Genomic DNA, 15539 nt, shown 5'->3' on the forward strand with positions numbered 1-15539 from the left:
GGGCCGTGGATCAGTCGTCGAGATCGACCCAGTCGAGGGTGCGCGCCACGGCCTTCTTCCAACGGCCGTAACCTTTTTCGCGCTGCTCCTCGGACCAGGTGGGTTCCCAGCGCTTGTCCTCGTGCCAGTTGCGGACGAGTTCGTCGGTGCTGCTCCAGAATCCGACCGCGAGCCCGGCGGCGTAGGCCGCGCCGAGCGCGGTGGTCTCGCGAACCACGGGGCGCGACACCGGAACTCCGAGGATGTCGGACTGCAACCGCATACACAGTTCGTTGGCGGTGATGCCGCCGTCCACCCGCAGGGTGTCGAGTTTGACCCCCGAGTCGGCCTCCATGGCCTCCACCACGTCGCGGGTCTGGTAGCCGATGGCCTCCAGCGTGGCCCGGGCGATGTGGGCGTTGGTGCTGTAGCGCGACAGGCCGATGATGATGCCGCGGGCGTCGGAGCGCCAGTAGGGTGCGAACAGTCCGGAGAAGGCGGGCACGAACACCACCCCGCCGGTGTCGGCCACCTGGCTGGCGAGCAGTTCGCTCTGGGTGGCCCCGGCGATGATGCCGAGCTGATCACGCAGCCACTGCACCGCCGAACCGGTGACGGCGATGGAGCCCTCCAGCGCGTACACCGGCGCGTCGTCGCCGAACCGGTAGGCCACGGTGGTGAGCAGTCCGTGCTGCGAGCGCACGATATCGGTGCCGGTATTGAGCAGCAGGAAGTTTCCGGTGCCGTAGGTGTTCTTGGCCTCGCCGGGCCGGAAGCACACCTGTCCCACGGTGGCGGCCTGCTGATCGCCGAGAATGCCGGTGAGCGGCACCGCGCCCTTGAACGGGCCGTCGGGGTTGGTGAGTCCGAACATCTCCGGATTCGACGACGGGGCGATGGTCGGCAGCATGGCCCGCGGCACTCCGAACAGCTCCAGCAGTTCGTCGTCCCAGTCCAGGGTTTCGAGGTCCATCAGCATGGTGCGGGAGGCATTGGTGGGGTCGGTGATGTGCACGCCGCCGTGGATGCCGCCGGTGAGATTCCACAGCAGCCAGGTGTCCGGGGTACCGAACAGCGCGTCGCCGCGTTCGGCGTCCGCGCGCACGCCGGGGATGTTCTCCAGGATCCATTTCAGTTTGCCGCCGGAGAAGTAGGTGGCGGGCGGCAGGCCGGTCTTGCGGCGGATGAGTTCGCCGTGGGTGCGGTCGAGTTCGGCCGCGATGCGATCGGTGCGGGTGTCCTGCCAGACGATGGCGTTGCAGTAGGGGCGGCCGGTGCGCCGGTCCCACACGATGGTGGTTTCGCGCTGGTTGGTGATGCCGACCGCGGCCAGGTCGGCGGCGGAGAGGTTCGAGGAGGTGAGCACGGTTTTGACGACCGTGCGCGTGCGCTCCCAGATCTCGGCCGGATTGTGCTCGACCCACCCGGCGTGCGGCATGATCTGCTCATGCTCGAGCTGGTGGCGGGCGACCTCGTTGCCATCGTGGTCGAAGACCATGAAACGAGTGCTCGTCGTTCCCTGGTCGATGGCTCCGATGTATCGGCTCATCGTGTCCCTTTCGAAAGGCTCACCCTCGAGCCCGTCGTATGCCCTGGTGGACGCGGGTGGCGGCCACGCTCGACCTCGAATCTACGAGTCGATGAGTGCGCTCAACAGTGGACGCGTTCGACAATGTCGAACGTTTCGGTGGCTGTTCGGTCACAGGTGTCGCTACCGTCCGGCGAATCCCGAGCGGCTAGGTTCGTGACGTGCCGGGTCCCATCCAGTCCATCGAGCGCGCCGCCGCCGTGCTCCGCCTGCTGGCGCGCGGATCCGGCCGCATGGGCGTCGGCGAGATCGCCGCGGCGCTCGGCCTGGCCAAGCCCACCGCGCACGGCATCCTGCGCACCCTGCAGGGCGTCGGTTTCGTGGACCAGGACCCGGCGACCGGCAGATACTTCCTGGGCGCGGCGCTGGGCCAGCTCGGCGGCGGCTACCTGGACGCGAACGAATTGCGCTCCCGCGCCATCAACTGGGCCGACGCGCTGGCGGCGCGCACCGGGGAGGCGGTGCGCATCGCCGCGCCCCAGCACGGCGAGGTGGTGGTCGTGCATCACGTCTTCCGCCCCGACAACACCGAACAGGCACTGGCCCTGGGGGAGTCGCTGCCCCCGCACGCCACCGCCCTGGGCAAGGTGCTGCTCGCCTACGACGCGGACCTGGCCGCCGCCCTGCACGGCGCGACGCTGACCGCGTCGACCTACCGCACCGTCACCGACCGCACCACGCTGAGCCGAGTCCTGTCCGAGGTGCGCCGCACCGGCTGGGCGGGTGAGATGGAGGAGTTCCGCACCGGCGAGGCGGGCATCGCCGCCCCCATCCGGTCCCGTGGCGGCCTGGTGGTCGGCGCGATCGGCATCTCCGGCCCCGTGGACCGGCTCTGCGACGCCCAGTCGCGCCCGCGCCGAACCCTGGTCGACCGCGTACGCGACGCGGCGCACGCGGTCTCACGGGATCTCGGTGCGGCGCAGTGATATTCGAACGCAGCCTGGGGAGCCCGGAATGACGCAACGGTATGTGCTGGCCATCGACCAGGGCACCACGTCCACCAGGTGCATCCTGTTCGACCAGCGCGCCCGGCTGGCCGGAGTGGCCCAGCGCGAGCACCGGCAGCACTATCCGCGCCCCGGCTGGGTGGAGCAGGACGCCCAGGAGATCTGGCGCAATGTCGAACGCATAGTGCCCGCCGCCCTGCGCAATTCGGGCATCGAGATCGACCAGGTGGCGGCCGTGGGCATCGCCAATCAGCGTGAGACCACCGTGGTGTGGGACCGTCACACCGGCGTGCCCGTCGGCCGCGCTATCGTCTGGCAGGACGTGCGCACCGAGAACCTGGTGCGTGAGCTGTCCGAATCTTCTGCGGCACAGCGAGTCCGGGAACTTTGCGGCCTCCCGCTGGCAACCTATTTCGCCGCGCCCCGACTGCGATGGCTGCTGGATACGGTGCCCGGCCTGCGGGCCCGCGCCGACCGCGGCGAGGTGCTGTTCGGCACCATGGAAACCTGGCTCATCTGGAATCTGACCGGCGGCGTCGACGGTGGTGAGCACGTCACCGACGTCACGAACGCGGGCCGCACCCTGCTGATGAACATCGACACCCTGGGCTGGGATGACGAACTGCTGCGGTTCTTCGACATTCCGAAGCGGATACTCCCGCGCATCGAGCCCTCGACCGGATCGTTCGGCACGGCGCGAAAAGTGGTGCCGGGCACCCGAATCGCGGCGGCGCTCGGCGATCAGCACGCCGCGCTGTTCGGGCAGACCTGCTTCGCGCCGGGGGAGACCGAGTGCACCTACGGAACCGGCGGCTTCCTGATGATGAACACCGGCCGGGAGCTGGTTCGCTCACAGTACGGATTGCTCACCACCATCGGTTACCAGGTCGGCGAGGAGCCGGTGTACGCCCTGGAGGGCCCCATCGCCGTCACCGGCTCGCTCGTCCAGTGGGTGCGCGACAACATCGGCCTGATCGGTTCCGCCCCGGAGATCGAAACCCTCGCTCGCACAGTGGAAGACAACGGCGGGTGCTATCTGGTCCCGGCCTTCTCCGGCCTGTACGCGCCGCATTGGCGCAGCGACGCACGCGGTCTGCTGATCGGTCTCACCTCCTACGTCACCAAGGGCCACATCGCCCGAGCGGTGCTGGAGGCGACCGCATGGCAGACCCGCGATGTGGTGGAGGCGATGAACGCGGATTCGGGGCTACACGCCGAATCCCTGCGGGTGGCAGGCGGAATGACATCGGACAACCTGTTGATGCAGATCGTCGCCGACGTGCTCGATATCCCCGTGCAGCGGCCGATAGTCGCCGAGACCGTCTCGCTCGGCGCCGCCTATGCGGCCGGACTGGCGGTGGGGTATTGGCCGGATCTGGAGGGGTTGCGCGGTAATCGGCGGGTGGCCGCGCAGTGGGTCCCCACGATGGACGCCGGGGTGCGGGAGACCGAGTACGAGAACTGGCGGCGCGCTGTCACGCTGACCTTCGGGTGGTTCCGGGGATCCACACCGGCGGCGGCGCAGTCACCCCCGTAGGGCGAGACCCGGTCGGCCGCCGCGGCACCTCCGGCTACCGTCGTCTCATGCAACTGCACGTCGGATGCGCAATGTGGACCCACCCGGCCTGGCGCGACTACCAGCCCACCCCGTCGCGACGCCTCTACAGCTACGCAACCTGGTGCAACGCGGTCGAAGGCAACACCACCTTCTACGCCACCCCCGCCCGCTCAGCCGTGGAGCAGTGGGCCGAACAGACCGACCCCGACTTCCGCTTCGTCCTCAAACTCCCCAGAACCGTCACCCACGAACGCCGCCTGCGCGGAGCCGAGCAGGAACTGCACACCTTCCTGAACGCCGTGGAACCACTCGGTTCACGCCTGCACGCACTCTGGGTCCAACTTCCCGGCTCCTTCGGCCCGAACGATGTCCCCACCCTCACGCGATTCCTGCGCACCCTGCCCGGCCGCACGGCCGTCGAAGTCCGCCACCCGGCCTTCTTCGCCGACGAACGATCCGCCGACCAGCTGGAACGCGCGCTCGCCGGTGTCGGCGCCGAATGGATCCCCTTCGACACCACCGTGCTGTTCGACGGCCCCGCCAGCAGCGCCGCCGAGGTCGAAGCACGGTCGAAGAAGCCGAGGGTGCCGCGCAGGACCGAGGCCCTGACCGATCATCCGCTCGTCCGCTACCACGGCCGCGACGATGTCGACCGCACCGTCGCCGGATGGCAGCCCTGGCTGGAGATCACCGCGGAGTGGCTACGCGAGGGGCGATCGCCCACCGTGTTCATCCACACTCCCGACAACGCGAGTTCGCTACCGCTCGCTCGCAGGTTCCACGACGAGGTGCGTGCCCGCGTACCGGAACTGGCGGCACTGCCGGAACCCGAACCGACGGAGCCCATGACCCTGTTCTGAACCTCCCGACGCCGCGCTACCCGCGCTCCGCGTCGTCCGTCGCGACGAACCCCGGCACCCATTCGCGGACCAGGGCCAGGAACGGCCCCGTGGTGTCGAGCTGCGCGCAGATGCCCGCCACCCCGCCGAGCACCCGCCCGATCATCGGCATCTCGGGAAACTCCGGTGTCGCCTTGAAGGCCAGCGCGTTGTTGATCGACATATTGCGCACGTCCATGGAGCGCTGCGCCTGATCCTGGAGCACCTGCCGGGTCATGTGGAACTCCTCCTCGCGCAGCAGGACCACCAGCGGACCCAGGGTGCGTTGCAGCGGGCCGATATCGACGGTGGTGCCCTCCTTCACGAATCCGGAGCGGCGTACCACGTCGACCGCCTTGTCGAAGTCCTCCGCCAGCAGGTAGCGCGCGGTCTCGCCGATGAAAGGCGGTAGCCCGTTGGGTGTTTCGGTGCACGCGCCGAAGTCGATGATGCCCAGCCGCCCGTCCTCGAGCAGCCGGAAGTTGCCCGGGTGCGGATCGCAGTGCAGGATGCCGAACCGTGCGGGCGACGATACCGCCAACTCCCACAGCAGGATTCCGGCGCGGTCGCGCTGTTCCCGATCGCCCCCGGTGATCACCTTGGACAGCGGCATCCCGTCCATCCACTCGGTGACCATGACCTTGGGCGCGGAGGCGACCACCTTGGGTACGAAGAACTTCGGATCGTCCGGCCCCAGCGCCTTGGCGAACCGCCGCTGATAGTCGCATTCGATGCGGTAGTCGAGCTCGTCATGGGTGCGGTCGATGAATTCGTCGACCAGTTCCTTCACATCCGCCCCGGGCAGGATGAGGTTGAACACCGACGAGAACATCTTCAGCAGCGCCAGATCCGCCTTCAGCGACTCCTCGGCGTGCGGGTACTGCACCTTCACCGCGACATCGCGGCCATCGGACCACACCGCCCGGTGCACCTGTCCGATGCTGGCCGCCGCCACGGGTTTCGGATCGAAGGAGCGGAAGCGGTCCCGCCACCGCGTGCCCAGCTGCTGGGTCAGCATGCGGTAGGTGTCCGCTTCCGGCATGGGCGGCGCTTCGGCCTGGAGTTTGACCAGGGCCTCCCGATAGCGGTCGGCGAATTGCGGCGGTACCGCGGCCTCCATGACCGACAGCGCCTGCCCGACCTTCATGGCCCCGCCCTTGAGTTCGCCGAGCACCGTGAACACCTGGTCGGCGGCCTCGGCGATGAGTTTCTCGTCGAGTTCGCCGCGCTCGGCCCCGGTGATGATCCGGGTACCGAGGGCTGCGGCGCGTTTGGCCATGATGCTCATCGGCAGGGCCGCCAGTCTGGCCCCGCGTGCGATCCCCTTGCGTCTGGTTCCGGCCACAGTCACGTCCTCACACCCACACCCGATCGTCTTGGTCGCCACTGTCCCAGACGGGTTCTGCGGCGTCAAGGCGAGGGTTGTGTAGGGTTCACGTGCGTGTCGCCGGGGAGACCGGTTCGATCGACGCCCGATAATGTGGGGCAATCTTCCGGCGACCGTAGTTATCGAGCTTTTCCGCACCACCGCTTTCCCGCTCCCGCCGCCCGTGCGCGCGGGGCGTTATGGCCACTGACCAGGCGTGTTACGGAGAGTGAGCGACAGATGAGTTCTTATACGAGCGCGGACGGCTTCCCCGATGTGGTCGTCACCAGCCTCGCGGCCACCACGTCCATCGCGGGTGATATCGATTCCACCTGGAAGGGACTGCTGAGCGGCGAGAGCGGAATCGATGTTCTCGACGATTCCTTCATCGACGATTTCGAGTTGCCGGTGCGCATCGGCGGCCACCTGAAGGTGTCCCCGGGCGCCTCCCTCACCCCGGGCGAGGTGCGGCGGCTGTCCTATGTCGAGCAGATGGCGACGGTCCTCGGCCGCGAGGTCTGGCGAAACGCCGGCAATCCCGAGGTGGACACCAATCGCCTCGGCGTCTCCATCGGCACCGGTCTCGGTGGCGCGGAGTCGCTGATCGTGGCCCGCGACAAGCTGTCCAAGGGCGGCTACCGCAAGGTGTCCCCGCTGACCGTGCAGTGCGTGATGCCCAATGGCCCCGCCGCCTGCGTCGGTCTGGAGTTGGGTGCGAAGGCCGGTGTGACGACCCCGGTTTCGGCCTGCTCCTCGGGGTCGGAGGCGATCGCCAACGCCTGGCGCATGATCGTCATGGGCGATGCCGACATGGTCGTCACCGGCGGCGTGGAGGGGTCCATCCAGGCCCTGCCCATCGCGGCCTTCACCATGATGCGGGCCATGAGCACCCGCAACGACGACCCGAAGTCGGCCTCGCGCCCGTTCGACGCGGATCGTGACGGTTTCGTCTTCGGCGAGGCCGGTGCGCTCATGGTGATCGAGACCGAGGAGCACGCCAAGGCGCGCGGTGCGACCATCCACGCCCGCCTCATGGGCGCCGGAATCACCTCGGACGGTTTCCATCTGGTGGCCCCCGATCCGGAGGGCACCGGCGCGGCGCGGGCCATGACCCGGGCGCTGGAGACCGCGGGCATCGCGAAAACCGATGTCACGCATATCAATGCGCACGCCACCGCCACGCCCATCGGCGATACCGCCGAGTGCAACGCCATCCACAAGGCGATCGGCAACCACGCCTCGGTGTACGCGCCGAAATCCGCTTTGGGGCATTCCATCGGCGCGGTGGGCGCGCTGGAATCGGTCATCACCGTGATGAGCATTCGTGACGAGGTGATCCCACCCACGCTGAATTTGGACAATTTGGACCCTGAAATCGATCTCGACGTCGTGCACGGACAGGCCCGAACGGGACGAATCGACTACGCGGTCAACAACTCTTTCGGATTCGGCGGGCACAACGTCGCGCTGGCATTCGGCCGGTACTGAGTGTCGCCGATCACCACACCTGCTACTGTTTCCCAGCTTTGGTGTGTGTCGATCTTTGTTCGGTGTCACTGCACGATGGAGTGCGTTGAAAAAGGATAGGGAATGATCGGCGAGACCTTCGATGACTATCTGGACGAGCACGGCAATATCAAGATCACGGGCGACTGGACCCTGATCGACGTCGTCGACAAACACAGCGAGACGAATCAGGACGATCTCGCTTACCGCTATATCGACTATTCGCGGGAACGCGACGGCGAGTACCACGAGCTCACCTGGCGGCAGTTCGGCGTCCGGTTACGGGCCGTGGCGGCCCGGCTGCAACAGGTGACGCGGCCGGGCGACCGGGTGGCGATCCTGGCCCCGCAGGGCTTGGACTACATCGTCGGCATGTTCGCCGCGGTCTACGCCGGGAATATCGCCGTACCCCTGTTCGATCCGGATGAGCAGGGCCATTCGGATCGGCTGCACGCGGTGCTGGGCGACTGCGAGCCCACGGCCATCCTCACGGTCGGTTCGGCGGCGGCGGGCGTGCGGGAACTGTTCCGCCACCTGCCCGCGCCGCAGCGGCCGCGCATCCTCGCCGTGGAGGCGATTCCGGACACCGTCGGTCAGACCTGGGTGCGCCCGGAACTCGACATCGACAGCGTCGCCTACCTGCAGTACACCTCCGGCTCCACCCGCACCCCCGCGGGCGTGGAGATCACCCACCGGGCGGTGGCGACCAACCTGCTGCAGATGATCGACGCCATCGGCATCACCGAGAACGCGCGCGGTGTCACCTGGCTGCCGCTGTTCCACGATATGGGGCTGCTGACGGTGATCCTGCCGACCATCGGCGGCAAGTTCATCACCATCATGTCGCCGAGCGCGTTCGTGCGCCGTCCGTATCGCTGGATCAAGGAGCTGGCGGCGCAGCAGGACGGAGCCGAGATCTTCGCGGCGGCACCGAATTTCGCCTACGAGCACGCCGCCCTGCGCGGTCTGCCCAAGCCGGGCGAGGAGCTGGACCTGTCGAATGTGATCGGTCTGATCAACGGCAGCGAACCGGTGTCGGTGGCGTCGATGAAGAAGTTCAACGACGCCTTCGCGCCCTACGGGCTGCCCAGGACGGCCATCAAGCCCTGCTACGGCATGGCGGAGGCGACCCTGTTCGTCTCGGCCACCAAGCGCGAGGACGAGGCCCGCGTGGTCTACGTCGACCGCGGGGAGCTCAACGCCGGGCGCATGACGCCGGTCGAGCCGGACGCCGACAGCGCCGTGGCCCAGGTGTCCTGCGGCTATGTGGCGCTGTCGCAATGGGCCGTGATCGTGGATCCGGAGAACGGCAAGGAACGCCCCGACGGCGAGGTCGGTGAGATCTGGCTGCACGGCCAGAACATGGGCATCGGCTACTGGGGTCGTCCGGAGGAGTCGATCGCGACCTTCCACAACACCCTGACCGCCCGCCAGCCCATGGGCAGTCACGCCGAGGGCACCGCGCCGGGCGCGAAGTGGATGCGCACCGGGGATTTCGGCGCCTATCTCGACGGCGAGCTCTACATCACCGGCCGCGTCAAGGATCTGGTCATCGTGGACGGCCGCAACCACTATCCGCAGGATCTGGAGTACACCGCGCAGGAGGCCAGCACCGCGCTGCGGCCGGGCTTCGTCGCGGCCTTCTCGGTTCCGGCCGACCAGCTGCCGCCCGAGGTCGAATCCGGCCCCGGTGGGTCCGGTGAGGTGCTGGTGGTGGTCGCCGAACGCGGTACGGGGGCGGCGAAATTGGATCCGCAGCCCATCGCCGAGGCGGTGCGCGCCGCCATCGCCACACGGCACGGCGTGACGGTGCGCGATCTGCTGCTGGTGCCCGCGGGCTCGATTCCCCGCACCTCCAGCGGCAAGATCGCGCGGCGGGCCTGCCGGGCGGCGTATGTGGAAGGCACGCTGCGCGGGGGCTACCAGCAGAAGGATTTCCCCGACCAGGCGGACTGAGCGCGGCTCGCCGTCGTGAGCAGAGGGGTGCGGGGTGACCCGCGCCCCTTTCTCGCGTGGCGGGTGCGCTATGCGGGGCGGGTGGCCCGGTAGTAGGTGACGCGTCCGAGGCGGCGGGTGACGGTGGAGCTGATCTCCTCGGCGTCGAATCCGGCCGTCCGCAGCAGGCGCGGAATGCCGTCGCCGAGATTGTCGGTGACGTGACCGCCCTTCAGCATGCGCCGGGCCATGAAACCGTCGGCGGTGGTCATGCGGCCGCCGACGTCGACGATGTGCAGCTGTCCGCCCGGTCGCAGGATGCGCAGTGCCTCGGCCGCCGCATCGGACTTCACGTCGGTGGGGAGGTGGTGCAGCATGAATGCGGAGAGCATGTGGTCGACGCTGGCGTCCGGGAAGGGGAGGTCCTGGGCGTACGCGTGCCGGAAGTCGATCCCGCTGCGGCCCTTGGCCTTCCGCTCGGCGCGAGCGAGCGCGAGGGGATCGGGATCGGTGCCGGTGATCTCGATGCCCGGATGGGTGTCCTTGGCGAGCATGGTGAGATTGCCGGTGCCGCAGCCGATTTCGACGACTCGCGCGCCCGGCCGCAGCCCCGCCCGCGCGATCAGGGTGCGATGGACCGCGGGGACGCCGAGTGCCCGGGTCAGCAGATCGTAGAAGGGCAGCAGGCCGTTGCGCCCGGCGGCGGGCAGATAGTCCTGCCGGTTGCCCATCGCACGGACGATATCGGTATCCGAAGCGGGATTATTTTTCGTCATACCTCCATGGTGTGGTCCCGATTGTCTGGTGAATTGGTCGATTCTCGGCAGTAATGGGACTATCTTTCGTTGCATGCCCGAGCATGCGCTGCCGGTCCGCTACGCGGCCGGGGTGCCGGTCTACCGCTACCGGCCGGATCCGGCGATGCCCCCGCTGTCGGTCGCCCGCTTCACCCGGTCGACGCACCCCACCCCCGGTCACGCCCACATCCACGAGTTCCCGGTGCTGCTCTACGTGATCCGCGACGGCGGCCTGCTGCGTGCCGCCGGTCGCCGGTTCGAGCTGCGCGCGGGCGATATCTTCGTGGTCGGCCTGGGTGAGGTGGTCGACAGCACCGACACCCACACCTTCACCGACGCCCGCGGCCTCTTCTTCGATCCGGCGATCCTGGGCGGCGAGGGCCGCGCGCCCTGGCCCGCCTGGCGGGGACATCCGCTGCTCTACCCGTTCCTGCACGGCCGCCCCGGCGGCCTGCTGCGCCTGCGCCTCCCCGCAGACCGACAGCCGACGTGGGAGCGCGCGATCGCCGCCATCGAGACGGAATTGTCCACCCGCCCAGCCGGTTACCGGCAGGCCGCCACCGCTCACCTGACCCTGCTGCTGGTGGACGTGGCGCGGCTGGCCGCCGATGTGGTGGGCGAGCTGCGCCGCAGCGGTGAGACCGTGCTGGCCGAGGTCTTCGACGTGATCGAGGAGCGCTTCGGCGAACCGCTGTCGCTGCGCGATGTGGCCCGCGTCGTCGGCATGACCCCCGCCTACCTCACCACCCTGGTCCGCCGCCGCACCGGACGCACCGTGCAGGACTGGATCACCGAGCGCCGGATGAGCGAGGCGCGCCGCCTGCTGTCCGATCCGGACCTGTCCGTCACCGAGGTGGCGCGCCGGGTCGGCATCGCCGATCCCGGCTACTTCACCCGCGTGTTCCGGCGCGAGAACGGCATGCCACCGCGGGCCTGGCGTGATCGGGTGGCCGCCGCATGACGGTGGTCGCCGTTACAGTGAGGCGATGGGCACCGAAGAGACCCGGCGGGGTGTGCGGCTGACCAACCTGGACGTCGCGCTCTTCGACGGCGCGGACGCGACCAAGCGGGACCTGATCGACTACCTCGAGGCCATGGCCGACCGGCTCATCCGGCAGCTGCACGACCGGCCGCTGTCGGTGGTTCGGGTGCGACCGGGGCAGGACCCGTTCATGCAGAAGAACCTGCCCAAGTACACGCCGGACTTCGTCAACCGGGTGACCCTGTGGGCCGACAGCGCCCATCGCGAGGTGACCTACGCGCTGTGCGACGACATCCGCACCCTGCTGTGGTTCGGCAACCAGCGGGCGGTGGAGTACCACCCCACCCTCGTCCCGGTGGACCACAGCCTGGGGCAGACGCATCTGATCCTCGATCTGGATCCTCCGGCGGGCGAGGATTTCGCGGTGGTGGTGCGGGCCGCCGAACTCGTGCGCGCCGCCCTCGCCGCCGACGGGCTCGCGGGAGCCGTGAAGACCAGCGGCTCCAAGGGGGTGCACATCTTCGTCCCGATCGAGCCGGGGTTGCCCATCGAGGACGCCGCCGCGGTCACCCGGGCCATCGCCGCCCGTGCCGAACGGCTCGATCCGGCGCTGGCCACCACCGCCTTCATTCGAGAAGACCGGGGCGGCAAGGTCTTCCTGGACTCCACCCGGGCGGCCGGTGCCACGGTCGTCTCCACCTACAGCCCCCGCATCCGTCCGGGCACGACGGTGTCCTTCCCGGTGGACTGGCCCGATCTCGGCAGTGTCCATCCGCGCGACTTCACCATCCACACCGTGCCGAAGACCCTCGGCGACCGCGACCCGTGGGCCGAGAACATGCCCGCGCCGCAACGGATTCCGGCCGATCTGCTCGAGGAGGGGCACACCATTCCGGTGGCACGGGTGCAGGCCATGCACGAGGGCAAGCGTCGGGCTCGGGCGAAGCGGGAGAGTTAGCCGCGGTCAGAGCTGGTGCGCCGCCGCCTCTTCCGCCTCGGCCAACAGGTCGGTGATTCGCGCGGCGGGCATCGGATGGTGGAAGTACCACCCCTGCGCCGTATCGCATCCCAGCGCGCGCAGCTGGTCGGCCTGATGTCGTGTCTCCACGCACTCGGCCGTGACGGTGTACCCGAGATCGTGCGCCAGCGCGATGATCGTCTCGAGGATGCGCAGATCCGCCGCCTCCATGGCATCGGGGGTGCGCAGGTGCCGCACGAACGGGCCCGCCAGTTTGACCGTGTGCAGCGGCAGCCGCCCGAGGTAGGCCAGATTCGAGTAGCCGGTGCCGAAGTCGTCGACGGCGATGCGGACCCCGGATTCGGCCAGCGTGCGCAGCGCGTGCAGCGGCCGCCCGGTGGTGGCCATGAAGGCGCGTTCGGTCAGTTCCAGTTGCAGCTGTTCGGGTTTCAGTCCGCTGTCCGCGATGGCCTGCTGCACCAGGTCCAGCCAGGCCGGATCGGAGACCTCGGTGGCCGAGACGTTCACGCTCACCAGCGGCGTGAGCGCCGGGTAGCGCTCGCTCCACGCCCGGCTGTCCGCGATGGCCAGATTCAGCACCAGCGAGCCCAGCGCGCCGATATGGCCGTTGTCCTCGGCCAGGTCCACGAAGCGGGCGGGCGGCAGGATGCCGAGTTCGGGATGCCGCCAGCGGGCCAGCGCCTCCACCGCCACCATGCCCGACCCGTCCAGTGCCACGATGGGTTGGTAGTCGAGGAAGAACTCCCCGCGCGCCAGGGCGTCGGGCATGGCGGCGGTGAGTTCCACGCGGGTGTGCTCGCGGTGGCTGCGGGCGGCGTCGAAGATCTCGTAGCGGCCGCGCCCGGCGGCCTTGGCCCAGTACATGCTGGAGTCGGCCGAGCGCAGCAGTTCCTCGGCGGTGGTATGTCCGGCGCGGTCCTCCATGACGCCGACGCTGGCGGTGACCGACAGCCGGTAGCCGTGCACGTGGAAGGGGCGGGAGAAGGCGTTCAGTACGCAGCGGGCCAGGCTTGCCACCTCGTCCGCGCCACCGCTGTGCGGCACCAGGATGACGAATTCGTCGCCACCCATGCGGGCCACCAGCTGTCCGGGACCGGTGGCGCAGGTGGTGAGGCGGGTGGCGGCCTGGGCGAGCAGTTCGTCGCCCACCGCGTGGCCGAAGGTGTCGTTGACGGTCTTGAAGTGATCGAGGTCGACGTAGCACAGCCCGACGCGCACGCCGGGGTCGGCGAACACGGTGGTGAGGGCGTCGAAGAAGCGGGTGCGGTTGGCCAGTCCGGTGAGCTGGTCGTGATTGGCGCGGTAGTGTAGCCGCTCGCGCAACGCCCGCCGCTCGGAGATGTCCTCCACCAGAATGAGGGTGTACTGCGGTTCGCCGCGCTCGTCGCGGATGAGCGAGACATTGATATTGGTCCAGACTCCGTGCCCATCCTTGTGCGGATAGCACTTCTCCAGCTGCACATTGTCCAGATCGCCGCGCAGCACCCCCGAATACAGCTGCCACATGCCGGGATCGTCGCTGGGGTGACCCAGATCGGTGACGGACAGGCGCAGCATCTCGGCGGGGGTGTAGCCGAGCATCTGCGCGAACGCGGTGTTGACCTCGATGATGCGGCCGGTCATATCGGAGAGTCCGGTGCCGATTCCGGCCTGTGCGAAGACCGCCCGGAAGCGGGCCTCGCTCTCGCGTAATCGTTGTTCGACGAGTCGGCGCGCGGTGATGTCGGCGACGCGCACGCTCTCCTGTTCGGCCAGCAGCCAGGCGCGGAAGGCACGCACGTAGCCGGTGGTGAAGGCGGCCAGCAGCATGGCCACCCGGTCGGCGGGGACATCGTCGGCGATCTCGGCGAAGTACTCCTCGAGCACGGCGACACTGCGCCCGAGCACCTCGTCGCCGACGAAGTGGGCCCGCGCCAGTTCCGCGCCCAGTTCCGCGATCCGCCGATCCGATGCCGGATCCCGCGCGGCGGCGTCGAGTTCGCGGGCGAATCGGGTGAGCAGCGTCCGGGTCTCGGCACGACTCATCGGCACCACGTGATCGCGCGTGCCACGGGTGAGTGCGGCGACCCACTGCTCGACGAGGTCGGCGTGTGGGCCGCTCGAGTACCGCTCACCCCCGGCTTCCCACGCCATGGGGATCGATCGTAGCCCTACCGTCGTACGGCGGCGAATCACCTCCCGCTGGGATACCATTGCGGCGCTTGATTGTTCGTGGCGAATCACAACCGTTCCGGGTGAATGGTGTGAACGAGGCGAACGATGTGTTTACTTTTTCGCTGTCAGAAGGGTTCGCGATGACCAGGCCGAGTTGGGCTCCCGAGGGGATCGATCTGGATCGTCCCAGTGCCTCCCGCGTATACGACTACTTCGTCGGCGGCATGCACAATTTCGAGATCGATCGCGAATTGGCGCGCCAGATCGAAGCATTCACTCCCAATATCGCCGAAACCATGCGCGCGAACCGAGATCTGCTGCGCCGCCTGGTGCGATTCCTGGTGGACGAGGGCATCACCCAATTCCTGGATCTGGGTTCGGGCATTCCCACCGTCGGAAATGTGCACGAGGTCGCCCAGGCCCGCAATCCCGAGGCGCGTGTGGTGTACGTGGATATCGATCCGGTCGCGGTGGCGCACAGTATCGCGATTCTGGACGGCAATCCGAATGCCGGGATCATTCAGGCCGATGTCGCCGATCCGGAAAGGATCCTGACCGATCCGGTGGTCGGCGAACTCATCGACTTCTCGAAGCCGGTGGCGGTGCTGCTGCTCGGCGTGCTGCATTTCGTCCCGGACGAGGCGGATCCGGCCGGCGCCGTCGCGCGCCTGCTGAAGCCGTGTGTCCCCGGCAGCTACGTGGCCATCACCCACGCCACCGCCGACGGGCAGCCGGCGGAGGTGCTGGAGGGGCAGAAGCTGTCCGGTCGCACCTCCACCGAGATCTCGCTGCGCACCCGCGACGAGATCGTCACCTACTTCGGCGACTGGACGCAGATCGAGCCCGGGCTGGTGCACCTGCCGCTGTGGC

Annotated in this window: 12 protein-coding genes; 8 read left to right on the top strand and 4 right to left on the bottom strand. The window is 68.5% G+C overall.

Annotated elements, in window-relative coordinates:
* Positions 1-10: 10 nt before the first annotated feature.
* The gene (glpK, locus tag ON31_RS07610; RefSeq protein ID WP_039810832.1) at positions 11-1528 is read right to left on the bottom strand and encodes a glycerol kinase GlpK; all 1518 of its coding nucleotides are present in this window, start codon (positions 1526-1528) and stop codon (positions 11-13) included.
* 200 nt (positions 1529-1728) lie between these two features.
* Between glpK (ON31_RS07610) and ON31_RS07615 the strand changes: the two genes are divergently transcribed.
* From ON31_RS07615 to ON31_RS07625, 3 genes are read left to right on the top strand one after another with little or no spacing between them, the layout of a single operon-like run.
* Positions 1729-2493: an IclR family transcriptional regulator gene (locus tag ON31_RS07615; protein ID WP_039810839.1), complete on the top strand. Its 765-nt coding sequence runs from the start codon at positions 1729-1731 to the stop codon at positions 2491-2493.
* 28 nt (positions 2494-2521) lie between these two features.
* Positions 2522-4051: a glycerol kinase GlpK gene (glpK, locus tag ON31_RS07620; protein WP_039810841.1), complete on the top strand. Its 1530-nt coding sequence runs from the start codon at positions 2522-2524 to the stop codon at positions 4049-4051.
* A 47-nt stretch (positions 4052-4098) separates the two neighbouring features.
* Positions 4099-4932 carry a DUF72 domain-containing protein gene (locus ON31_RS07625; RefSeq protein ID WP_081592283.1) on the top strand — a complete coding sequence of 278 codons (834 nt, stop codon included), beginning with the start codon at positions 4099-4101 and terminating at the stop codon, positions 4930-4932.
* Positions 4933-4948: 16 nt separating this feature from the next.
* Here the strand turns inward: ON31_RS07625 and ON31_RS07630 are convergent, their stop codons facing one another.
* Positions 4949-6295, bottom strand: a complete 1347-nt coding sequence (locus ON31_RS07630) for an ABC1 kinase family protein (protein WP_039810846.1) — start codon at positions 6293-6295, stop codon at positions 4949-4951.
* 261 nt (positions 6296-6556) lie between these two features.
* Between ON31_RS07630 and ON31_RS07635 the strand changes: the two genes are divergently transcribed.
* Both ON31_RS07635 and fadD32 read left to right on the top strand, forming a co-directional pair.
* On the top strand, positions 6557-7804 hold the full coding sequence (locus ON31_RS07635; RefSeq protein ID WP_039810848.1) for a KasA/KasB family beta-ketoacyl-ACP synthase: 1248 nt from the start codon (positions 6557-6559) through the stop codon (positions 7802-7804).
* A gap of 102 nt (positions 7805-7906) precedes the next feature.
* Positions 7907-9778: a long-chain-fatty-acid--AMP ligase FadD32 gene (gene fadD32 / locus ON31_RS07640; RefSeq protein ID WP_039810849.1), complete on the top strand. Its 1872-nt coding sequence runs from the start codon at positions 7907-7909 to the stop codon at positions 9776-9778.
* 68 nt (positions 9779-9846) lie between these two features.
* On the opposite strand, the gene ON31_RS07645 is transcribed toward fadD32, so the two are convergent.
* Positions 9847-10533 (bottom strand): class I SAM-dependent methyltransferase, encoded by a 687-nt coding sequence (locus ON31_RS07645; protein ID WP_039810851.1) that lies wholly within the window; start codon positions 10531-10533, stop codon positions 9847-9849.
* A 73-nt stretch (positions 10534-10606) separates the two neighbouring features.
* Between ON31_RS07645 and ON31_RS07650 the strand changes: the two genes are divergently transcribed.
* On the top strand, positions 10607-11515 hold the full coding sequence (locus ON31_RS07650; RefSeq protein WP_039810853.1) for a helix-turn-helix transcriptional regulator: 909 nt from the start codon (positions 10607-10609) through the stop codon (positions 11513-11515).
* A gap of 25 nt (positions 11516-11540) precedes the next feature.
* Positions 11541-12494, top strand: a complete 954-nt coding sequence (locus tag ON31_RS07655; protein WP_039810855.1) for a DNA polymerase domain-containing protein — start codon at positions 11541-11543, stop codon at positions 12492-12494.
* Positions 12495-12500: 6 nt separating this feature from the next.
* On the opposite strand, the gene ON31_RS07660 is transcribed toward ON31_RS07655, so the two are convergent.
* Positions 12501-14648, bottom strand: coding sequence for a putative bifunctional diguanylate cyclase/phosphodiesterase (locus ON31_RS07660; protein WP_051036964.1), 2148 nt, complete (start codon positions 14646-14648; stop codon positions 12501-12503).
* 161 nt (positions 14649-14809) lie between these two features.
* Between ON31_RS07660 and ON31_RS07665 the strand changes: the two genes are divergently transcribed.
* The coding region (locus ON31_RS07665) for an SAM-dependent methyltransferase (protein WP_039810857.1) at positions 14810-15539 on the top strand (730 nt) is incomplete at its 3' end.

The organism is Nocardia otitidiscaviarum NBRC 14405 (assembly GCF_000308635.1).
Taxonomy (GTDB): domain Bacteria; phylum Actinomycetota; class Actinomycetes; order Mycobacteriales; family Mycobacteriaceae; genus Nocardia; species Nocardia otitidiscaviarum.

Coding starts and splice junctions, on each gene's coding strand:
- glpK (WP_039810832.1), bottom strand. CDS start 1,528: ATGAGCCGATACATCGGAGCCATCGACCAGGGAACGACGAGCACTCGT.
- glpK (WP_039810841.1), top strand. CDS start 2,522: ATGACGCAACGGTATGTGCTGGCCATCGACCAGGGCACCACGTCCACC.
- ON31_RS07625 (WP_081592283.1), top strand. CDS start 4,099: ATGCAACTGCACGTCGGATGCGCAATGTGGACCCACCCGGCCTGGCGC.
- ON31_RS07635 (WP_039810848.1), top strand. CDS start 6,557: ATGAGTTCTTATACGAGCGCGGACGGCTTCCCCGATGTGGTCGTCACC.
- fadD32 (WP_039810849.1), top strand. CDS start 7,907: ATGATCGGCGAGACCTTCGATGACTATCTGGACGAGCACGGCAATATC.
- ON31_RS07645 (WP_039810851.1), bottom strand. CDS start 10,533: ATGACGAAAAATAATCCCGCTTCGGATACCGATATCGTCCGTGCGATG.
- ON31_RS07650 (WP_039810853.1), top strand. CDS start 10,607: ATGCCCGAGCATGCGCTGCCGGTCCGCTACGCGGCCGGGGTGCCGGTC.
- ON31_RS07655 (WP_039810855.1), top strand. CDS start 11,541: ATGGGCACCGAAGAGACCCGGCGGGGTGTGCGGCTGACCAACCTGGAC.
- ON31_RS07660 (WP_051036964.1), bottom strand. CDS start 14,648: ATGGCGTGGGAAGCCGGGGGTGAGCGGTACTCGAGCGGCCCACACGCC.